This is a genomic window from Nonomuraea sp. KM88 (genome assembly GCF_052245635.1).
Lineage (GTDB): Bacteria > Actinomycetota > Actinomycetes > Streptosporangiales > Streptosporangiaceae > Nonomuraea.
Genome location: NZ_JBQQCC010000002.1, coordinates 233398 through 253939, shown reverse-complemented (window position 1 = coordinate 253939; position 20542 = coordinate 233398). Strand labels below are relative to the sequence as shown.

Sequence of the window (20542 nt, the reverse complement as noted above, 5' to 3'; positions counted from 1 at the left end):
GTATGCCGGTACGGGTTTCTTCTGTTACCACCGCGACCGTCCTGACACCGCGACGAGCTACTGGAGGACCGCTGGTCCTCCACGCGCCCGTGCGGCGACGACGTCGCTGGGACCGATACCCGCTTGGCACCACCCACCCGCACGGGCATCATGGTCGCCATGCCGGAGTTCATCGAGCCGATCGGCAAGATGCTGACGTCGTTCCTGGCCGCGGTGGCGGAGTTCCGCGCCGACCCTGACTATCCGGTTCCCTGGTTCGTCGACGATGTCGACCCGCAGGCTCTGGTGGACCCGGCGGCCTTCGAGGCGTACACCGCGCGCTTGGTCGACGAGCGGAACTCATCGGGGGTGCGCCCCGGATTCGTACCGATGACCACCCTGTGGTGGGTCAACCGCGAGCAATTCCTCGGCAGATTGGCCATCCGTCACCGGCTCACCCCGGCGCTGGAGATGTTCGGCGGCCACATCGGCTATGACGTCCGCCCTGGCGCACGTCGCCAGGGTCACGCGACGGCCATGCTCGCCGCAGCGCTGCCGATCGCCCGGTCTCTAGGCATCTCTCAGGCTTTGGTCATGTGCGACAAGACCAATATCGCCTCGCAACGGGTCATCGAGGCCAACGGCGGACAACTGCTCGACATCACCGCGCAAAAGCGTCGCTACTGGGTCCCGACCACGAAATTTTGATCCTTGCCACCGCCCCGAAAGGCACAGGGCTCGGCTTTGAGCGGTTCACTTCGCAGCTCCCACGGCATGGGAACTCGGCGCCGCCGACGGTTACGCGGAACCCCGCGCCGTGACCGGCCCTGGGCCGCAGCGCGGCGCGGGGCGCCGTCGCTTGAGTCAAAAGAGAGCAATTCGACAGGTCACTCGCTCCTTACCACCGCAGAGTCCGTGCACCAACTTCCTGTCACAAATCCTCAAAACCGGCGACTGGCAAGAACCCGGTGCATGGCCAGGAGAAGATCCCACAAGCCCCAAGGAATGGTTCTACGGGGACCTGGTGGCGACCACAACTTATACGTGGGCAGCCGCACATAACTGGATTCAGTTCGCCAGGGAGCGGTCCGGACGCGTCACTGGATTAACGAATGCCTGGCACATGGGCATAGCGGACGTTCTTCAAATCGACAGTGACAGCAATGGCAATATCAGCCACTCATGAATGTTACCGACATCGGCATAGGCGGCGATGGCGTGGACGAGCTGTATATGACTTATAACAGCGCGGACACCAAGGACAGGCCGCTTAGCAGCATTATCGCTGCTTACGGAGACGGCACGATGTACTACGCCCATCGGACGTAGAGTCCGAGATATGGACAAGCACAACAAGGGCATCCGGTTGAGGATCGCCTCGGTCCTCATCGGATGCTTGGCCTTGATCGGCTGTACCCCCCAGTCCGAGAGTGGCGCCTCCAGCCCTCGAATCGCCGTTGATCAATACATCCACGCGCTGAATCTCTCCGACGATCAGGCCATCGCGCGGCTTGCACCTCCAGGCAACGACGCATCCACTGATATACGGCAACGCGTCCACACCTACGGCGGCCGGAACATCCGGATCACGTCAATCGACATCCGGAGTGAGATCACGCCGAAGGCGGCCAAGGCTCAGGTGGTGGGAGTAGGTGCGAATGGCGCCTACCGCGAGACGCTGTACCTGTCCAGAGAAGGTGAACGCTGGTTCATCACGCTGGGAAGGAATCCCACTCTGCCCTCGAACCAGACGACAGCATCGATTGAACGCCCCACCAACTCCTAGTGAGTTGCGCTTTCCGCGGGACCTGCCGGCTCAGCATGATTCGGTCTTGCCACGGCAAGAATAGGCCACCCTGGGTTGAGGCGGTCACACCATTATGCGGAGGCATTCCATCGCCGGCCCTCATGAGTAGCTGTCGATGCGTTCGACGCCGGAGCGTCCGGCGATGGTGTGGCGGTTGCCGGTGCTGGCGGCGGCGATGGCTCCGCGTAGGGCAGTGCTCATGACGGCGGCGGACGATCAGATCATCCCGCGCGACCCCTAAGCACAGGACGGCGGAAGCCGACCGGAAGATCGCCGATGCGACGAACACCAAGATCACAAAGGCGGCTGAGAACGAGATCCCCGCACCACCTGATGGCACGAAGCCCAAGATCGGCCAGTCGAGGAGCCAACCTGCACCTTCCCAAGGTCGTCCCCATCAACGCGGAAGCAGTCAGCCGAAGCTAATGGCACGCGAATGGCACACCCATACGGACACATGTCTTCCCACCTGGTGTCGGGGCTCATCGCCGCCGAGAACCGAGGACCATCCGTTCGGGTGGCTCCCACGAGGCATCCATGGACGGCCTTTCTCCGGAGAGCGTGAAACCGTGAACCACTGATCGTTTCCGCCCGTCCTAGATGCATGAAAGGCATCTGGCGCTTAGCCGTGCTCGTGATGCTCGCCGCCTGTGGGCCGGCGCCTGCGGCCACCGTCCCCACAATCCAGTACCAGGCCGACGGTACCGTGCTCGCCGACCAACAGCACGGCCCTCAACTCTGCGCCATCGTTGCTCAGTCCCTGCCACCTCAATGCGGCGGGCCCGACATCATCGGATGGGACTGGAACGCGGTTGAGCACTCTGCCCGGAACGGCGTGCGCTGGGGCAGTTACCACGTAGTCGGCACCTGGGACGGTAAGAGGTTGAGGCTCACCGAGCCGCCACGCCCCGCCGAGCACCACGATGCCCCGCGTAGCCGATCCGACCTCACCACACCCTGCCCCAAGCCAACAGGCGGCTGGCGCCCCGTCGCCCCCGCGAAGGCGACTCAGGAGGCGATGGCGGACGCGATCGCCAAGGCTCAGAAGCTTCCCGGGTACGCGGGCAGTTGGCTGGACCAGAGCTACCTCGAGGAGATCGAGGGCTATGACTCCCGTGACCGTAGATCTGTGGAGCGACACGCCAACGACCCCAAGCGACTGGTGCTGAACCTGCGGTTCACCGGTGACCCGAGCACCCGGGAGTCCGCGATCCGTGAGGTCTGGGGCGGTGCGCTGTGCCTGAGCCGTGCTCAGCGCACAGAGACGGAGTTGCGGGCGCTCCAAGAGAGAGCGCAGCAGGAGATACGGGGCACGTACTCGGCCTCGGTGGACGAGTGGGAAGGACACGTCAAGATCGCGGTCTGGGTGGTCACGCTGGAGCTGCAGCGCGAGGTCGATGCGAAGTACGGGCAGGGCTTGGTGGTCCTGGAGGGCTTCCTCAAGCAGGTGGGGTCTTGACGTACCGCGGCGTGGGCGCCCTGGCCCTGGTCCGCTTGGCTTGTCCTGGTCAAAAGCCACGGTGGCCGGGGAGCCAAGTACGTGTGATCGCAGGGTGAGACGAGAGGCGCGGTGATCCACGAGGCGGGAATCGTTCTCGCAGCCTCCAGCGCCATCACGGTCGTCGCCGCACTCATGCTTGCGGACGGATCAACGTGGCCCGCTGCGCTCCTCACGGGGGCTCGGTGCTGGCGGCGCTGTCTTGTGGAGGGCTGCTCAGCTGGTTCGGACTAAACCCTAGAACGACGAAGGGCCCGAACCTCCCTGATGCCGGGGTTCGAGCCCTTGCTGTTTGCCTCGTCTACAACACTGCCCGACGGCACGCCTCCGCAGCTTCCCCCTCGCGCATGCCGCCCGGGGTCAAGCGCTCGAGGTCGATGATGCAGCTGACGTGGTTTCCGATCTGGCCCTCGTTCAGCTCGGTCCGCCGGCAGACGTCCTTGTGGGCCTGCCTGACGATGTAGCCCTTCACGAACAGATACGACTCACAGTCGTACCGGTCAGCCTGTGCGGGCGCCGTGGCAGCCACGCTGAATCCAGCACCAGCGAGTAGGCCGATGGCGGTGAGTGTGATCTTCTGGAGCGTTCGTGGCATGGTCTTGCCCTCCGGTCTTGAGGTGCATGCGAACACATGATCCATAGTTTGCGTTGGATGCCTCCCAGGGCCAGGCCATCGACCGGACATTGACCGGACTAAAGTCGCCGAGCACGTCTACGTACGACCTGCGCTTCTGATCGACCGCGGCCAGTTCGCGATTCATCCCGCGCCTATCCCGGATCTTGAGTCTCGGCCTTGTCCTGGTGTCCAAGGGGTATGTCGAACCGTTCGCCTTCCTCGTTGCACCGGGAGAACCATGGCTTGACCTCGACCGACAAGCCGAGCCGACGGCGCGCGCTGCCTTTTCTGGAAACAGCGAGGAAACGGCCGCTGTGGCCGGATAGTACGAACGTCGAAACCGGTGTGCCGCGGGACCTCTGGTCCGGCCAGGTCGCTCTCGTTCCCCGTGGAAGGAATCAACCAATGAATCGTGCGGCTACGGCCCGTTCGGCCGGTCTCCTTTCAGGAGCGTTGCTGATGAGTTCTCTCGTCGTCGCTACGCCCGTCTCGGCGGCCATCGGCGAGGTGGAAGGCGCGGCCAGGGCGCCTGCCATCGAGTGGCAGGAGTGCCCGGAATACTCCGACGAGGACCTGCGCCGGTTGGGCGTGTCGGAGGAGAATCTCGAGGAGTACAGGCAGCTGCTCGGCCGTACCGAGTGCGGGACGATCAGCGTTCCCCTGGACTATGACGACCCGGCGGGCAAGCAGATCAGCATCGCCCTGACCAGGTTGAAGGCGGCTGACCAGAAACACCGTCGGGGCAGCCTGGCGTTCAACCCCGGGGGCCCCGGCGGGTCCGGCTATCTGATGCCCCACCGGATCGTCACGAATGGGGCGGAGCTGGACGAGCGCTACGACCTGATCGGAATCGACCCGCGAGGCGTCGGCTCCAGTACGAAAGTCGCGTGCCCCGAAGGTCATTGGAGCGAACGCCCGCCGGGCCCAGTCACCGAGGAACACGCCAGGAAGGCCTACGCCGAGACGGTCAAGATAAACCGGCAGTGCGCCCAGTCGAATCCCGAATTCCTCGAACAGGTCACGGCCGCGAACGTGGCCCGTGACATCGACAGGATCCGCGCCGCGCTTGGCGAGCCGAAGATCAGCTTCCTCGCCGGCTCCTGGGGCTCCTGGCTCGGCGCAGTGCTGGGCAGCCTCTTCCCCGGCAAGGTGGACCGGATGTGGCTGGACAGCGTCGCCTCACCCGACCACAGGAGGGACACCGGGGTGGAGGCCGGGGCCAAGGCCGCTCACCGCAACTTCCAGCGGATGGCCGCGTGGATCGCGGAGCGCGACGACACCTACGGGTTCGGCACGACCACGAAGGACGTGGTGGCGGCGCTTGAGGACATGCAAAAGGCGTACGACGCCGATCCGCTGAGATTCACCGACATCGGGCTCACCGTGGACGGGACGCTGATCGCCGAGGCCGCGGTCCGGCCCAGTACACAGTGGCCAAGGGCCGCCCAGGTGCTCAAGGAACTGGTCGACGCCGAGGGCCCGACCGCGCCGCCAGCGGTCAAGAAGATGTTCGGCCCCCAGCAGGACGGCAGGGAGCTCACGGCGAACCTGGCGTTCCAATGCAACGAGGAGATGGGCGAGCGCACGTTCGAGTCGTGGTGGAACGCCTATCAGAAGCGTGTGCAGCGTTACCCGGTGACCGGGCGGACGGTGGCGGCGACTCCCTACGTCGCGCCGTGCGCGGGGTGGCCGTTGTCGGTACAGAAGACGGACCTGCGGCCCTTCGGCGGCTCGCTGATGCTCTCCGGCCACCTCCACGAGAGCATGTCGCCGTACGAGGCCACGCCCGCCATGCGCGAGGCCATCGGCGGGACCGTGGTGACCATCGACGACGATGTGCACGGCTCCGCCTTCCAGGCGCCCGGCTGCATCGAGAAGCTGGTCGACTACTTCGAGACCGGGAAGCGCACCACCACCTGCTCAGGGATGCCGCTGCCGGAATCAGCCGAGACCCGCAACCGCGTCTGACCCCCGCAACCGATCAAGGTACGGTGGACACCCGCTCCCCACAGGTGTCCGCTGCATCAGCCCTCATCGTGACCTCGGCCCGCGCCGCCGCCAGGGCCACGTGCCAGTACCAGGCGCGGCCTGGGTGGTGTGGGTGCGGGGTCACCAGCAGACAGCGCTCGACCACGCCAGCAAGCGCCGCTGCTGTACGAGAAGGGCGAAGACCGGATCGGCCAGGCCCGCGCGCTGGACAACCTCGGCTGGCTCCACACCCAGCTGGGCGACCATGACGGAGCCCTCGTTCACCCCGCGGTCGCGCTGGATCTGCAGCGGGAGATCGGCGATCGTCGGGGTGAGGCCGCGACCTGGCAGGCGGTTCTGTGACGCTGGGTGATGCGTGCTGATCAGGCATCAAGTGCGACGGGCGGCGTCCACAGGTTGCCGGTGAAGGCGCGGAGGATCGCCTCCAAGGCGCTCAGCCCGTGATTGCGGGCGCTGTCGAGATAGGAGCGGACGGTCAGCCAGTGCGCGGCGCCATCTTCGGATTGATGGCAGCCGGAGATCTTCATCTGGGTCTTGACCGGGCGCAGCGCGCGGATCACGGTGATGCTGTCGGCGACCAGGGCGGCGGCCTCGGACAGGACGGACGACACCCAGCCGGGCAAGGCCCGGGCACCGGTGACATCGGCGATCAGCTGAGCGCAGCGCTCCACCGGAACATGCTGTCTACCGTCGCTTCCAACCGGGCGATCGTCTCCCGTTGGGCCTCGACCGTCTCCATCTGCCGGACCACGAGCGAGGCCAACTCGTCGTATGACGGGCGGTCCGGGGTCCTCGGCACCCGACGATCATCCCATCCCTCGGATGCCGCTCACGTCAGCATGATCACGCACTTCTGAATGCTCACTCTTCAGGCGCGCTCGTCCGCGTGAGCTAATGGCACGACAGCCCCGTAGCATGATCGCTGCGGGCTTCTTGATGCAGGTGGGCGGTACTGGGTTCGAACCAGTGACCCCTCGCTTGTAAGGCGAGTGCTCTACCGCTGAGCTAACCGCCCCTGATCGGCACTACACCTTACGACACCATCGGCGCCGATCGCACATCCGCCGTCCACCCTGGTCCCAGCTCAGGACGACTTGCCGCGCGCCAGCCGAGCAGGGCCGCCCCCAGCATCCCCGCGTCCACTCCGAGCGCCGCCGGGACCAGGGGTGGGGCGTCGCGGAAGGCCAGGCGCTTGACGAGACGGGTGCGTACCGGGTCGAAGAGGGCGGGGCCCGCTTCCGCCAGGCCGCCGCCGAGGACGATCAGTGAGGGGTCCAGCAGGAGTGTGTACGTGGCCAGCGCCAGCGACAGGGCTTCCACGGCCTCGTCCCAGACCTCGATGGCGATCGGGTCGTCGGAGGAGACGACCTGCTCGGCCTTGACGTTTTCCACGCCCGCCCGCTCGCCGTAGCGGCGCCCCACCGAGGCGGCCGAGGCGTACGTCTCCAGGCAGCCGAACTGGCCGCACGCGCACTCTTCGCCGTCCGGGAAGACCGGGGTGTGGCCGATCTCGCCGGCCCAGCCGGCGGAGCCGCCGTACGGTTCGCCGTGAATGATCGAGGCGCCGGCGATGCCCGTGCCGATGGGCAGGAAGAGGAAGTCGGCAACGCCCTGGCCCGCGCCGAGGATGCTTTCCGCGAGGCCGCCCGTGCGTACGTCGTGCCCGAGCATGACCGGGATGTCCAGGGCGGTGAAGTCCGTGGCGGGAACGTCGCGCCAGCCCAGGTTGGCGGCGTAGACGGCGGAGTTGTCGGACACCAGGCCGGGAACGGCCAGACCGACACCTGCCGGGTCGCCGTCGCCCGAGCCGGCGAGGTGACCGATGAAGCCGGAGATGGCGGCCACGACCGCCTCCGGGCCCTCAGCCCGCGGGGTCGGGCGCCGCTCGCTCAGCAGCACCGCGCCGGACTCGCTGACCAGGCCGCCCTTCATGGACGTGCCACCGACGTCGAGCGCTACGACGAACGAACTCTTTGCGGACACGAGAGGAGACGATAGCGCAGCTCATCACATGTCCGGAAAGGCGCTGTTGAAGCACTGAACGTAGCGGGCGCGCGCAGACGGTCGTTCCCGCGGGCCGGTGCTCCATGCAGTGGCCCGGACGGAACCCTCCGACCGTGCACGCCAGACTCCCGCGACACGCGCCGGAAGGGCCCAGGCGTACGTCTGAGGGCCTGTCCACCAACAAGGGGAAAACCATCCGGCATCGAACCGTCCGGCCGCCCAGAAGCGGCTCAGGCGCGCCCGAGGACCCTGTTGAGCGCCGCCTCCACCTCCGCTGAGAGCCCCGGCGGCGGCGCCACCGATACCGTCAGCGCATCGGAGCGGGCCATCCGCACGGCCCCGCACGATCGGCACTCCACCTCGCCCAACCGGCAGATCAGCGCCGCGGACCCGCAGGTGGAGCACGCGTCCAGGTCGTGGTCGTGCAGCCGTTGACAGTCCGGGCAGATCAGCACCTGGGACTCGTTGCGCACCCCGCGCTGCCACGGGCTGGCGCCGCGCACCGGGTCGGTCTGCCGGGCCCCGCAGCGGTAGCAGGGCATCGTTGCCTCCGAAGTCAAGAGATGTCGGCGAGTGCCTTCACGTAGTCGGCGACGTCACGTGCGGTGGAGGTCGGATTGACCACCTTCCACCGGATCAAGCCCTCGCCGTCGATGATGAAGGTCCCCCGTAGCGCGAGCCCCTTCGCCTCATCGAAGACACCGTACGCCCGCGCGACCTGTCCGTGTGGCCAGAAATCGGAGAGGAGCGGGAAGGTGTAACCCTCACGATCCGCCCACGCGCGGTGGGTGAACATGGAGTCGACCGAGACGGTCAGCAGGTGTGCCCCGTCGAGCGGGGTGTCGCGCAGCGCGGACAGCTCGCCGTAGCAGATCCCGCTGAAGGCGAGCGGGTAGAAGACCAGCACGACATTGGCGCCCCGGGACTGGGACAGGCGCACCGGCGTGCCGTGCTGGTCCTGCAGCTCGAAATCAGGAGCCTGGGCGCCGACCTCGGCAGGATGTGCGTTCACGGGAACCATCCTGCCGCACGGCGGGCGCTCGAGCTCCTACCGTCGGCCCTTGGGCGTCACGAGCCTCGTGCCTGACCAGTCGGGGGCTGCGGAGATGCTGCTGGTCTGCGAGAGACCCGCGGTCGTGGCATCCTCCCCGATGTCGCTCGGCTCCACGTGGCCATCGCGCCCGGCCTTGGGAGTCAGCAGCCAGATCTGGCCGCCCTCGGCGAGTGATCGCATGGCGTTGGTCAGTGCGTCGAAGAGGTCTCCGTCGCCGTCGCGCCACCACAGCAGCGCCACGTCGACGACGTCGTCACTCTCCTCGTCCAGCAGCTCGTTGCCGGTCAGGTCTTCGATGGAGTCGCGAAGCTCGTCATCGACGTCCTCGTCCCAACCGATCTCCTGCACCACCTGACCCGGCTTGAGGCCGAGTCGTTCGGCCAGGCCGCGCTCGCCCTGCGCCTGACCCGCGGTCGCGCTCACGTTTATCCCTCCTGCTTGAGTGGCCCCGCTTATGCGGTTTATCGCTTCGGCACAGTCCACACGCTGTGACCCTCAGTCGTCAACGGTCGCCACGGGTACGGCCGTGGTCGGTCAGAATCAATCAGACAAAAACGACAGCCGAACCTGGCGTTGCGGGTTGTCGACGTTCAGGTCGACCAGGGCCACGGACTGCCAGGTGCCCAGCGCCATTCTCCCGCCCAGCACGGGGATCGTGGCATAGGGCGGGATCAGCGCGGGCATGACGTGTGACCTTCCGTGCCCGGGCGAACCGTGCGCGTGACGCCACCGGTCGTCGGGCGGCAGCAGGTCGCGCAGCGCGGCGAGCAGGTCGTCGTCGCTGCGTGACCCCAGCTCGAGCAGGGCGACCCCGGCCGTGGCGTGCGGCACGAAAATGTGCAGCAGCCCGTCGTCACCCTGCGCGCGTACAAAGTCGGCGCATTCGGCCGTGATGTCGCGCACCGTCTCCCGTGAACCGGTGGCCACAGAGATGATTTGAGATTTCACAAGAAAATCTTACTTACGGACAACGACCGCATCAGGACCGGGAAAGACCAGCCCTGTGTGCCCGTCGTCGAACCGCACCATGTAGGGAGGCCCGCCGTCCGGGCCTTGGACCTCCACGATTACTCCGACCCGGTCCCTTTCGCCAACGATATTTCCGTGCATCAGGAGCCGGTCGCCTGCCGTCGCCTTCATACCTCCAGCCTGATACTCCGAAAGCCTCAAGAGAAGACCGGATCTGGAGACAAGGGATTTTTTGCGCCCAGAGCGATGACAAGCCGAAATATGACCAAAATGTTACGCAGCTCGGACCATGGGCGCCCGGCGCCGCCGACCGGGCGGCGCACTCCCTCTCCGACGATTCACCTGTGAGCGAACACCTGACTCCCGAGGGCAGGACCTGAAGATCACCGGTACGGGAGACGTCCACGCGCGCGCCTCTAATAGAGGAGAGCCCGACGCCCACCCTCTGTCCGTGGGCGGCGCCGGACGGGGGCTAGACTCGCGCGGCACAGCGCCAGGCGCGTACGCCCGCCTCTTCAGGGCAGGTTCACGTACGGCGAGCCCCCGGGACCGATCCAGGCCATATGGGCGAAATTTCGTCCGTTTTCCGGTCTTGTTAAATTGCTCCCGGGATGTAACCTGTGGCGAGATTCGTCCTACCATCGGTGGTCTAGGCCATCGGCACCCCTCCTGCCAGCAGGGACACCCTGGTTACCGGCGAGTAGAGATGCGTTTTCTACGTCTAGCGACCAGGATGGAAGGCGACCCAGACCAGTCATCAGTCCACCTCGGAAGGCGAGACCCAGTGGCTTCCGGACGCCAGCGATTCTCGATCATCAGCGACGGCCTACCCAGCCAGCTGCCTGATGTCGATCCCAGTGAGACCAACGAGTGGCTCGAGTCTCTCGACAACGTCGTCAAGACCGAAGGCCGCACCAGAGCCCGCTACCTGATGCTCCGCATGCTCGAACGGGCCCGTGAGCACCAGGTCGGCGTGCCGGGCTTGCGCAGCACCGACTACATCAACACGATCCCGCCGGAGCGCGAGCCCTGGTTCCCGGGTGACGAGCACGTCGAGCGCCGCATCCGCGCCTACATCCGCTGGAACGCGGCCATCATGGTGTCGAGGGCCAACGCCCGCACCAACGTGGGCGGCCACATCGCCACCTACGCCTCGGCCGCGTCGCTCTACGAAGTGGGCTTCAACCACTTCTTCCGCGGCAAGGACCACGGCGAGTCGGGCGACCAGGTCTTCTTCCAGGGGCACGCCGCACCGGGCATCTACGCCCGCGCCTTCCTCGAAGGCCGGCTCAACGAGAGCCAGCTCGACGCGTTCCGCCAGGAGCTGTCGCACGGCTTCCACGGCCTGCCCTCCTATCCCCACCCGCGGCTGATGCCCGACTTCTGGGAGTTCCCGACGGTCTCCATGGGCCTGGGCCCGATCGGCGCGATCTACCAGGCGCGCTTCAACCGCTACCTGCTCAACCGGCAGATCAAGGACACCAGCCGCAGCCACGTGTGGGCGTTCCTGGGCGACGGCGAGATGGACGAGCCCGAGTCGCTCGGCGCCATCGGCGTGGCGGCGCGCGAGGAGCTCGACAACCTCACGTTCGTGATCAACTGCAACCTGCAGCGGCTCGACGGCCCGGTGCGCGGCAACGGCAAGATCATCCAGGAGCTGGAGTCCTACTTCCGCGGCGCCGGCTGGAACGTCATCAAGGTCGTGTGGGGCCGCGACTGGGACCCGTTGCTGGCGGCCGACGTCGACGGCGTGCTGGTCAACCAGATGAACACGACGCCCGACGGCCAGTTCCAGACCTACTCCGTCGAGTCGGGCGCCTACATCCGCGAGCACTTCTTCGGCTCCGACCCGCGCCTGCGCAAGATGGCCGAGCACCTGACCGACGACGACATCCGCAAGCTGTCGCGCGGCGGCCACGACTACCGCAAGGTCTACGCCGCGTTCAAGGCGGCCCGCGAGCACGTCGGCCAGCCGACGGTGATCCTCGCCCAGACCATCAAGGGCTGGACGCTGGGCAAGGACTTCGAGGCCCGCAACGCCACCCACCAGATGAAGAAGCTCACCAAGGCCGAGCTCAAGGAGTTCCGCGACCGGCTCTACCTGCCGATCCCCGACTCCGCGCTCGAGGGCGAGCTGCCCCCCTACTTCCACCCGGGCGAGAACGACCCCGAGATCCAGTACATGATGGAGCGCCGCGCCGCGCTCGGCGGCGTGCTGCCCAAACGGGTCGTCCGCGCCAAGCCGGTCAAGCTGCCCGGCGACGACGTCTACAACGCCTTCGGCAAGGGTTCCGGCAAGCAGCAGGTCGCCACCACGATGGCGTTCGTACGGCTGCTGAAGGACCTGATGCGCGACAAGGAGATCGGCCACAGGTTCGTGCCGGTCATCCCGGACGAGGCCCGCACGTTCGGCCTCGACGCCATGTTCCCGACGGCGAAGATCTACTCGCCGCACGGCCAGACCTACGAGGCCGTCGACAGGGAGCTGCTGCTGTCCTACAAGGAGGCGGTGCAGGGGCAGATCCTGCACGAGGGCATCAGCGAGTCGGGGTCGATGGCCTCGACCATCGCCGCCGGCACGTCGTACGCCACGCACGGCGAGCACATGATCCCGATCTACATCTTCTACTCGATGTTCGGGTTCCAGCGCACCGGCGACCAGATGTGGGCCCTGGGCGACCAGATGGGCCGCGGCTTCCTGCTCGGCGCCACCGCGGGCCGCACCACGCTCAACGGCGAGGGCCTGCAGCACGAGGACGGCCACACCCCGCTCATCGGCTCGACCAACCCGGCCGCGGTCATCTACGACCCGTCCTGGGCGTTCGAGGTGGCCCACATCGTCAAGGACGGCCTCAGGAGGATGTACGGCGACCAGCCGGAGGACATCTTCTACTACCTGACCGTCTACAACGAGCCCTACCTGCAGCCGGCGCAGCCCCCGCACATCGACGTGCAGGGCCTGCTCAAGGGCCTCTACAAGTTCGCCGAGGGGCCGCAGACGCAGGGGCCGAAGGCCAACATCCTGTCCTCGGGCGTCGCCGGCCCGTGGGCGATGGAGGCGCAGCGGCTGCTGGCCGAGGACTGGGGCGTGTCGGCCGACGTGTGGTCGGCGACGTCGTGGACCGAGCTGCGCCGCGAGGCCCTCGCCTGCGAGGAGCACAACCTCCTCAACCCCGACGCCGAGCGGCGCGTCCCCTACGTGACGCAGGTGTTGTCGCAGGCCCGAGGGCCGTTCGTGGGCGTCAGCGACTACATGAAGGCCGTACAGGACCAGATCGCGCAGTGGGTGCCGGGTGACTGGTCCTCGCTGGGCACCGACGGGTTCGGCCTGTCCGACACCCGTTCGGCGCTGCGCCGCCACTTCCACGTGGACGCGGCGTCGATCACGCTGGCCGTGCTGTCCAGCCTGGTCAAGCAGGGTGAGCTCGGCGGCGAGGTGCTGCGCGAGGCCATCGCCCGCTACCACCTGAAGAACGGCGTCACCGAGGCGGGCGGCGCCGAGAGCAACGACACGCAGTCGATGGGCGTCTGACCCGTCCCGACGGCGGCGCTCCCGCGAGGTCCTCGTGGGAGCGCCGCCGTCGCGGCGCGACCCGGGTGGATACGCGCCGCCTCACCCGGGTTTGGTGCACGGTCACGTATTGTGGGCACTACTTCCCCCTTGAGAGACGAGGGGAAGTTCCATCGATATGCGACGTGTCCTAGCCGCCGCCCTGCTCGTGACCGCAGCCGGCTGCTCCACCGCACCAGCCGAGCCCGCCACGGACGCTCCCGGCGAGACCGCCACGATCGACTGGGGGCCGTGCACCGACATCGAGCGTCCCGATGGTGAGCCTCCCGCGCGCCAGGACCCCTCAGTGCGGTGCGGCACGCTCGCCGTGCCGCTCGACTACGACAAACCCGACGGCGAGCAGCTCGACCTGGCGCTCATCAAGCTGCCCGCCACCGGCAAGGACAAGCGGCTCGGATCCGTGGTGTTCAACTTCGGCGGCCCGGGCGCTTCCGGCGTCGACACGCTCGACCAGGCGGCCAAGGCGCTCACCACGCTGCGGGCCCGCTACGACCTGATCAGCTTCGACCCGCGCGGCGTCGACCGCAGCTCGGGCGTGCGCTGCGGCGACGCCTCCGAGCTGGAGGCGTACACTTCGCTGAACACGCTGCCCCCCAACGAGGAGACGCACCGGCGCACCACGGCGGCCAACAAGAGGTTCGCCGAGCTCTGCGAGCGCGACTCCGGCAAGATCCTGCCCCACGTCGGCACCGTGAACGCCAGCCGCGACATGGACCGCATCCGCGCCGCCGTGGGCGACTCCAAGCTCAACTACGTCGGCATGTCGTACGGCACGCAGCTCGGCGCCGTCTACGCCACCGAGTTCCCCCACAACGTGGGCCGGATGGTGCTCGACGCGCCGCTCGACCCGACGGTCTCGTTCGAGCAGCGCACGCTCGCCCAGACGCGCGGCTTCCAGCGGGCGTACGAGAGCTTCCTGCGCTCGTGCGTCAAGAGCACGTGCGCGCTCGGCAAGGACGAGGCCACCGCCAACCGCAACGTCGAGAACCTGTTGAGGCAGCTGACCACCAAGCCGCTCAACGTTCACGGCCGCACGCTGACGCAGGGGCTGGCCTCCACCGCCGTGGCCGCCGCCCTCTACTCCGAGCTGACCTGGCCGTTCCTGGAGCAGTCGCTCAGCGAAGGGCTCAAAGGCAACGGCGAGGCGCTGCTCTACCTCGCCGACAACTACACCGGGCGCAGGGACGACGGCACCTACTCCACGCAGATGACCAGCTTCCCCGCCATCACCTGCGCCGACACCGCGGAGCGCCCCAGCAAGGCCGACCTGCGGCGCACCGAGGCGGCGGCGCTGAAGATCTCGCCGCTGTTCGGCAGCGAGGGCTCGGGCGGGTTGTGCCGGGTCTGGCCGATCAAGGGCAGCAACCAGGCGCGGCACGTGGACGCCACCGGGTCCGCGCCGATCGTGGTGGTGGGCGGCAAGGGCGACCCGGCCACGCCGTACCAGTGGGCACCCAAGCTGACGGCCCAGCTCAGGACGGCCACGCTGGTGACGTACGAGGGCGAGGGGCACGGGGCGTACCTGTCGGGCAGCAAGTGCGTGCGCGGGCTCGTGGACGCGTACCTGCTCGACGGCAAGGTGCCCGAGAAGGGCGCCAGTTGCCCGGCGGCCTAGGCTGGGCCAGGTGACGCAGAACAACGCTCGGAGCACGGGCCAGGAGACGGAGAACAAGTCGCGTAACGCGCGCATCGCGGGGATAGAGACCGAGGCCGCGCGCCTTGCCGCCCTGGCCGGCGACCTGTCGGTGGCGGTGCCGACGTGTCCGGAATGGACGCTCGCGGAGCTGATCACTCATGTCGGCCGGACCCATCGCTGGGCGGTCCACGTGCTGCGCAACCAGGTGCAAGAGAAGATCTGGTCGCGGCAGGTGCCGAGCGGGCTGGCCGAGGGGCGGAGCGGCGACCCCGGCTGGCTGATGGCGGGGGCCGCCGAGCTGCTGGACACGCTGCGCACCACCGATCCGGAGCTGGAGGTGTGGACCTGGGGCCCGGACCGGCGGGCCGCGTGGTGGACACGCCGGATGCTCTTCGAGCTGGTGGTCCACCGGGTCGACGCCGAGCTCGCACTCGGCCTCGACCCGGTCGTCCCGGCGGAGACCGCCATCGACGGCGTCGAGGAATTCCTGCACAACCTGCCGCACGCCGCCTGGGTCACCCGGTCGCTGGCCGGGCTCGGTGTGGAGAGGGCCACGATCCACCTCCACGCGAGCGACGGCGAGGGCGAGTGGACCATCACGCAGGGCCCCGCCGGGAAGATCACCTGGGCGCGCGGCCACGCCAAGGGCGACACCGCCGTCCAGGGCCCGGTCTCGGATCTGCTGCTCATGCTCTATGGCAGGCGCTCACCCGTCGACCTGACCGTGCACGGCGACCGCGACCTCCTCGGCCGCTGGCTGTCCGCCGTCGACTTCTGACGATCGCCCTGGACGCGCCGCCGCTCGGCGATCGGCGGCGTGTCCAGGGCGTCATGGTGAACCGCTCCGCGCGGAGCGGCCCGGGCGGGGGCCGGTGGTCGCGGGGAAGGCGCTCCCCCGGCCCGAGCCCGGTGATCACCTGCGGTGGAAGACCCCGAAGACGCTGCCGGACACGTCGCTCACGTAGGCGAAATCGGTGCCGGCACCGTCGTCGATCACCTTCATCAGCACCTTGCCGCCGAGCGACTCACTCCTGGCGCAGGTCTCCTCGACGTCGGCCACCTGTACGTGGAAGATCGCGTGGTTGGGGAACTCGCCCTTGGTGTTGAACAGCCCGCCCATCGGCTGCTCGCCGCCCGGCCGGCTGATCGTGCGGTAGTCGATCGGGCCGCCCTCTCCGGTGAAGGCCCAGCCGAACAGGCCGCCGTAAAACCTCTCGGCGCTCTCCGGGTCGTCGCTCGCGACCTCGAACCACGTCACCGTGTTGTCCATCATCGTCTCCTCAGTTCTCGAACAGGACAACGATCTAACGGCGGAGCGACAACCCTATGTCGGTGTTTCCTCTTGATTTTCGAGCACGAGTTCAGTCGAGGGTGGTGCCGTGGACGACCATCTCAGGCACGTCCGTGGCGAACCCCTCGAGCGGGCGCTCGGGGCAGCGCTCGCCGGTGACGGTGGCGGAGGCGATGCGGTCGAGGCGGAAGACGCGTACGTCGTCGCGGAGCCGGCACCACGCCACGAGATACCAGAAACCGCCACGCCCGCCCAGGAACACCCCCGGCTCGACGTCGCGCGAGGTCAGCGCGCCCTTGGCGTCGGCGTAGTCGAGCCTGAGCACGCGGCGGCGCAGCAGCGCCTCCTCGATGGCCCGGGAGATGCCCTCGGCGCCCAGGGGCTGGATGCCGGCGGCGGGCTGGTCGGGCGGCTGGACGAGCTGCACCCGCCGGGCCAGCTCTCTGGCGAGCTCGCCCTCGGGCCCCGGCATCGCGGCCACCACCTTGCGTAACGCGCTGCGGGCCTGACGGCCGAAGGGCTGGTCGCCGGCCTGGCTGAGCGCCACCGCGATCGCCACCGCCTCGGCCGGGCTGAAGTTGAGCGGGGGAAGGGACATCTTCTTGTCGATGGCGTAACCGCCCTTGCGGCCCGGCTGGGCGTAGATCGGGACGCCGGACTCCTGCAGCGCGGTGATGTCGCGCTCGATCGTGCGCACGCTCACCTCGAACCGCCCGGCGAGCTCGCGGGCGGAGCGGCAGCGCGGCGCGATGGCGCGCAGGTCTTCGACGAGCGCGTAGAGCCGGTCGGTACGGTTCACATCCGCGACGCTACGCCGCGCCACCGACAACCGCGGGGCTCCGCGGCGCCCGGCAACCCCTGCCTCACCGCAGGACTACAAAGATCTGACGATCGGAGGGAGGGTGCCCGGAGCGTCAGGCCCGGGTCCAGTCGAGGAGCCTGTCCAGGGACCAGGCGTTGACGAGGCGCTCCGCCTCGATGCCGCACATGGCTGCCCGCTCGCAGCCGTACCGCTGCCAGTCGAGCTGTCCCGGGGCGTGCGCGTCGGAGTCGATCGCGAAGACGCACCCCATCTCGTACGCCAGCCGCATCAGCCGCTTGGGCGGGTCGAGCCGGTCGGGCCGCGAGTTGATCTCGACCGCCACCCCGAACCGCCGGCACGCCTCGAACACCAGCTCCGCCTCGAACTCCGACTCCGGCCTGCGCTCCCCGCGCCGCCCGCCGGCCCGCACCACCCGGCCGGTGCAGTGCCCCAGCACGTCCACGAGAGGGTCGGCGATGGCGGTGACCATCCTGCGGGTCATGTCCGCGCGGTCCATGCGGAGCTTGGAGTGCACGCTGGCCACCACCACGTCGAGCCGTTCGAGCAGCTCCCGCTCCTGGTCGAGCGAGCCGTCCGGGTTGATGTCCACCTCGATGCCGGTCAGGACCCTGAACGGGGCCAGGCGCTCGTTCAGCTCGGCCACCACGCCCAGCTGGCGCTCCAGGCGCTCGGCCGAGAGGCCCTTGGCCACCGTCAGGCGGGGCGAGTGGTCGGTCAGCGCAAGATATTCGTGGCCGAGCCCGGCGGCGGTCTCGGCCATCTCCTCGATCGGCGACCCGCCGTCCGACCAGTCGGAGTGGCTGTGCAGGTCACCTTTCAGCGCCGTGCGCAGCGCGGCCGTCTCGGCGTCGAGCTCGACGTCCTCCGTGGCGTGCAACCTTCGCAGGTAGGTCGGAACCTGGCCATCGAGACTTTCGTTGACCACAAGAGCGGTGACCTTGCCGATGCCCGGCAGGTCGCCGAGCCCATCGGTGCGGGCCAGCCGCACGAGCTCGTCCTCGGGGAGGTCGGCGACGACCGCGGCGGCGCGGCGGAATGCCCGTACACGGTAGGTGGGCTCGCCTGCGCGCTCCAGCAGGAAGGCGATCTCGCGCAGGGCCATGACCGGATCCATACACCCTCCATAGCCGAAATAAATCTAGATGCACTAATTACTCATTGAACACGGACGGACGCCGCCGCTAGAGTAATCGGCCCATGAAAGCAGGAGCTTGATGGCACCACCGCCGCCCACCCACCACTCGCCTCCGCGGCCTCCGCGCAAGGCGTCGAAAGCCATCCCTCTCACGATCCTCGGCGTCCTGTCCGTCATGCTGGTCGGCTACTGCGCGGCCGTGCAGGACGACGAGGAGGTCACCGCCGACTGCGTCATGCGGCTCGACGACGGCAGCTACCAGATCGTCGACGACGACTTCTGCGACGATGACGACGACGGCGGCACGCACTACTACGGCGGATCGCGCGGGGCCTACCTCTGGTACTACGGCGGCACCCGGGTCGGCAACCGCGTGCGCGGCGGCACCACCTACCGGCCGTCCAACGTCGACATCAACACCCGTAACGGCAAATCCATCCAGCGAGGCGGCTTCGGCAGCAAGTGGGGCGGCGGGGGCTGACAGGTGCGGCGCGAGCACGGCACTCCCAGGCCAGGCTGGGAAGAGACGATCGAGAGCCAGGGCCTGGCTTACCACAAGGCCGCGCACCCGTCGGGGCTGAGCCGCCCCTACTGGGACGAGTCCGTCCACTACGTCTTCTCGATGGACGAGGTCGAGGAGCTGGAGGAGCAGGTCGAGGAGCTGCACGCCATGTGCCTGAGCGCTGTCGAGCACGTGGTCTCGGCAGGCCGCTTCGCCGACTTCGCCATCCCCGAATGGGCGTGGGAGGACGTCGCGCGCTCGTGGGAGCGCCGCGACCCCCACCTGTACGCCCGCTTCGACCTGCGCTACGACGGCACGGGCCCGGCCAGGCTGCTGGAGTACAACGCCGACACGCCCACCTCCCTGGTGGAGTCGTCGGTGATCCAGTGGTTCTGGCTGCAGGACGCGCACCCCGGCGGCGACCAGTGGAACTCCGTGCACGAGCGGCTCATCGAGCGCTGGACGCGGCTGGGGCTGCCGCCCGGTCCCACGCACTTCGCGTTCACCAACATGGACGAGACGGGTGAGGAGGCCATGACCGTGGCCTACCTGCAGGAGACCGCCGAGCAGGCGGGCCTGCAGACCGTCTCCGTGGCCATGGAGGACATCGGCTGGGACTCCCTCAACCGCCGCTTCGTCGACGTCGAGGAGCGGATGATCCGCTCGGCGTTCAAGCTCTACCCGTGGGAGTGGATGCTGGCCGAGGAGTTCGGGCGGCACGCCGTACGCCACGCCACCTGGATCGAGCCGCTGTGGAAGACCCTGCTGTCCAACAAGGCGCTGCTGGCGCTGCTGTGGGAGCTCCATCCCGGCCATCCCAACCTCATGCCCGCCTACCTCGACGGCCCTCGTGACCTCACCTCCTACATCGCCAAGCCGCTGCTCGGCAGGGAGGGAGCCTCCATGCGCATCATCACCCCCGAGGGCACCCAGGAGACCCCCGGCGTCTACGGCCGCGAGGGGTACGTCTTCCAGGGCTTCGAGGCGCTGCCCGCCTTCGAGGGACAGCGGCCGGTGCTCGGCGCCTGGGTGGTCGCCGACGAGGCCGCGGGGCTGGGCATCAGGGAGACCACCGGCCTCATCACCGACGACACCTCATCGTTCGTCCCGCACCGCATCGCTGACTGACGTGTTCCCCGACCGACACCTGCCCGCCCCAGCTCCGGGCGGACACGCTCCCCGTGATTGGAACTGAACTGACGTGACTCTTCTCGAAATCCTCGCCCGCGGCTCAGGCGCCGTCGCCGCGTACGCCGCCGTCGGCGTGATCCTGATGATCGTCGGGTTCTACGTGATCGACTGGGCCACGCCCGGCAAGCTGAGCGAGGTCATCCGCTCCGAGCGCAACCCCAACGCCACCCTGCTGGCCACCTCGGCCATGGCCGCCATCGGGCTCATCGTGGCCGCCTCGATCTGGTCGTCGGGCGGCCGGCTCACCGAGGGCCTCGCGGGCACGGCGGTGTTCGGGCTGGTCGGCATCGTGGTGCAGACGGTGGCCATGCTGATCTTCGACCGGGTGGTCGGCATCTCCGTACGCGAGCTCGTCAAGGAGCCCGACCTGCAGCCGGGCGCGCGGCTGCTCGCGGTGACCCACGTCGCGATCGGGCTCATCACCGCCGTCGCCGTCATCTGACGGAGGGGACGAGCCGCCGTTCCGGTCAGCCGAGG

General features: G+C 68.1%; 23 protein-coding genes and 1 tRNA gene. 12 read left to right on the top strand and 12 right to left on the bottom strand.

Annotation, left to right across the window (positions count from 1 at the left end; genetic code table 11):
- Positions 1 to 159 precede the first annotated feature (159 nt).
- From ACTWPV_RS06920 to ACTWPV_RS06905, 4 genes are all read left to right on the top strand, one after another.
- A complete protein-coding gene (locus ACTWPV_RS06920) occupies positions 160 to 687 on the top strand; it encodes a GNAT family N-acetyltransferase (protein WP_443151066.1) in 528 nt (175 codons plus the stop codon).
- Positions 688 to 796: 109 nt separating this feature from the next.
- Positions 797 to 1165, top strand: a complete 369-nt coding sequence (locus tag ACTWPV_RS06915; protein ID WP_443151065.1) for an amidase domain-containing protein — start codon at positions 797 to 799, stop codon at positions 1163 to 1165.
- Positions 1166 to 1318: 153 nt separating this feature from the next.
- Entirely contained in the window at positions 1319 to 1765 is a 447-nt protein-coding gene (locus ACTWPV_RS06910; RefSeq protein WP_443151064.1) for a hypothetical protein, read from the top strand.
- 625 nt (positions 1766 to 2390) lie between these two features.
- Positions 2391 to 3245, top strand: a complete 855-nt coding sequence (locus ACTWPV_RS06905; protein WP_443151063.1) for a hypothetical protein — start codon at positions 2391 to 2393, stop codon at positions 3243 to 3245.
- Between the two features lie 340 nt (positions 3246 to 3585).
- Here ACTWPV_RS06905 and ACTWPV_RS06900 read toward each other — a convergent pair whose 3' ends face one another.
- The gene (locus ACTWPV_RS06900) at positions 3586 to 3924 is read right to left on the bottom strand and encodes a hypothetical protein (protein WP_443151062.1); all 339 of its coding nucleotides are present in this window, start codon (positions 3922 to 3924) and stop codon (positions 3586 to 3588) included.
- Positions 3925 to 4359: 435 nt separating this feature from the next.
- Here ACTWPV_RS06900 and ACTWPV_RS06895 point away from each other — a divergent pair, with 435 nt between their 5' ends.
- Both ACTWPV_RS06895 and ACTWPV_RS06890 read left to right on the top strand, forming a co-directional pair.
- Positions 4360 to 5868, top strand: coding sequence for an alpha/beta fold hydrolase (locus ACTWPV_RS06895; protein ID WP_443151061.1), 1509 nt, complete (start codon positions 4360 to 4362; stop codon positions 5866 to 5868).
- Positions 5869 to 5997: 129 nt separating this feature from the next.
- Entirely contained in the window at positions 5998 to 6231 is a 234-nt protein-coding gene (locus tag ACTWPV_RS06890) for a hypothetical protein (RefSeq protein WP_443151060.1), read from the top strand.
- Positions 6232 to 6251: 20 nt separating this feature from the next.
- Here the strand turns inward: ACTWPV_RS06890 and ACTWPV_RS06885 are convergent, their stop codons facing one another.
- The 8 genes from ACTWPV_RS06885 to ACTWPV_RS06850 form a co-directional block, all read right to left on the bottom strand.
- Positions 6252 to 6560 carry a hypothetical protein gene (locus tag ACTWPV_RS06885; RefSeq protein ID WP_443151059.1) on the bottom strand — a complete coding sequence of 103 codons (309 nt, stop codon included), beginning with the start codon at positions 6558 to 6560 and terminating at the stop codon, positions 6252 to 6254.
- A 272-nt stretch (positions 6561 to 6832) separates the two neighbouring features.
- A tRNA-Val gene (locus ACTWPV_RS06880) sits at positions 6833 to 6904 on the bottom strand.
- A 17-nt stretch (positions 6905 to 6921) separates the two neighbouring features.
- Positions 6922 to 7872 (bottom strand): ROK family protein, encoded by a 951-nt coding sequence (locus ACTWPV_RS06875; protein ID WP_443151058.1) that lies wholly within the window; start codon positions 7870 to 7872, stop codon positions 6922 to 6924.
- Positions 7873 to 8123: 251 nt separating this feature from the next.
- Complete coding sequence (locus tag ACTWPV_RS06870; RefSeq protein ID WP_347646943.1) at positions 8124 to 8435, bottom strand: hypothetical protein; 312 nt, start codon at positions 8433 to 8435, stop codon at positions 8124 to 8126.
- A gap of 14 nt (positions 8436 to 8449) precedes the next feature.
- Positions 8450 to 8905, bottom strand: coding sequence for a peroxiredoxin (locus tag ACTWPV_RS06865; RefSeq protein ID WP_443151057.1), 456 nt, complete (start codon positions 8903 to 8905; stop codon positions 8450 to 8452).
- Between the two features lie 36 nt (positions 8906 to 8941).
- The gene (locus ACTWPV_RS06860) at positions 8942 to 9370 is read right to left on the bottom strand and encodes a DUF3052 domain-containing protein (protein ID WP_347646945.1); all 429 of its coding nucleotides are present in this window, start codon (positions 9368 to 9370) and stop codon (positions 8942 to 8944) included.
- Positions 9371 to 9487: 117 nt separating this feature from the next.
- A complete protein-coding gene (locus ACTWPV_RS06855) occupies positions 9488 to 9883 on the bottom strand; it encodes a YjbQ family protein (protein WP_443151451.1) in 396 nt (131 codons plus the stop codon).
- Positions 9884 to 9904: 21 nt separating this feature from the next.
- Positions 9905 to 10087 carry a DUF1918 domain-containing protein gene (locus ACTWPV_RS06850; protein ID WP_347646947.1) on the bottom strand — a complete coding sequence of 61 codons (183 nt, stop codon included), beginning with the start codon at positions 10085 to 10087 and terminating at the stop codon, positions 9905 to 9907.
- A 613-nt stretch (positions 10088 to 10700) separates the two neighbouring features.
- Between ACTWPV_RS06850 and aceE the strand changes: the two genes are divergently transcribed.
- The 3 genes from aceE (at position 10701) to ACTWPV_RS06835 (ending at position 15901) form a co-directional block, all read left to right on the top strand.
- The gene (aceE, locus tag ACTWPV_RS06845; protein WP_443151056.1) at positions 10701 to 13448 is read left to right on the top strand and encodes a pyruvate dehydrogenase (acetyl-transferring), homodimeric type; all 2748 of its coding nucleotides are present in this window, start codon (positions 10701 to 10703) and stop codon (positions 13446 to 13448) included.
- Positions 13449 to 13605: 157 nt separating this feature from the next.
- Positions 13606 to 15102, top strand: coding sequence for an alpha/beta hydrolase (locus tag ACTWPV_RS06840; protein ID WP_443151055.1), 1497 nt, complete (start codon positions 13606 to 13608; stop codon positions 15100 to 15102).
- A gap of 10 nt (positions 15103 to 15112) precedes the next feature.
- Entirely contained in the window at positions 15113 to 15901 is a 789-nt protein-coding gene (locus tag ACTWPV_RS06835; RefSeq protein WP_443151054.1) for a maleylpyruvate isomerase family mycothiol-dependent enzyme, read from the top strand.
- A gap of 135 nt (positions 15902 to 16036) precedes the next feature.
- On the opposite strand, the gene ACTWPV_RS06830 is transcribed toward ACTWPV_RS06835, so the two are convergent.
- From ACTWPV_RS06830 to ACTWPV_RS06820, 3 genes are all read right to left on the bottom strand, one after another.
- Positions 16037 to 16396, bottom strand: a complete 360-nt coding sequence (locus tag ACTWPV_RS06830) for a VOC family protein (RefSeq protein ID WP_443151053.1) — start codon at positions 16394 to 16396, stop codon at positions 16037 to 16039.
- 88 nt (positions 16397 to 16484) lie between these two features.
- The gene (locus ACTWPV_RS06825) at positions 16485 to 17213 is read right to left on the bottom strand and encodes a helix-turn-helix transcriptional regulator (protein WP_347646952.1); all 729 of its coding nucleotides are present in this window, start codon (positions 17211 to 17213) and stop codon (positions 16485 to 16487) included.
- Positions 17214 to 17328: 115 nt separating this feature from the next.
- Positions 17329 to 18351 (bottom strand): PHP domain-containing protein, encoded by a 1023-nt coding sequence (locus ACTWPV_RS06820; protein WP_443151052.1) that lies wholly within the window; start codon positions 18349 to 18351, stop codon positions 17329 to 17331.
- Positions 18352 to 18451: 100 nt separating this feature from the next.
- Between ACTWPV_RS06820 and ACTWPV_RS06815 the strand changes: the two genes are divergently transcribed.
- The 3 genes from ACTWPV_RS06815 (at position 18452) to ACTWPV_RS06805 (ending at position 20507) form a co-directional block, all read left to right on the top strand.
- Positions 18452 to 18853, top strand: coding sequence for a hypothetical protein (locus ACTWPV_RS06815; RefSeq protein WP_443151051.1), 402 nt, complete (start codon positions 18452 to 18454; stop codon positions 18851 to 18853).
- Between the two features lie 3 nt (positions 18854 to 18856).
- Positions 18857 to 20002 (top strand): glutathionylspermidine synthase family protein, encoded by a 1146-nt coding sequence (locus ACTWPV_RS06810; protein WP_443151050.1) that lies wholly within the window; start codon positions 18857 to 18859, stop codon positions 20000 to 20002.
- 73 nt (positions 20003 to 20075) lie between these two features.
- The gene (locus tag ACTWPV_RS06805; protein WP_443151049.1) at positions 20076 to 20507 is read left to right on the top strand and encodes a DUF350 domain-containing protein; all 432 of its coding nucleotides are present in this window, start codon (positions 20076 to 20078) and stop codon (positions 20505 to 20507) included.
- The last annotated feature ends 35 nt before the right edge of the window (positions 20508 to 20542 follow it).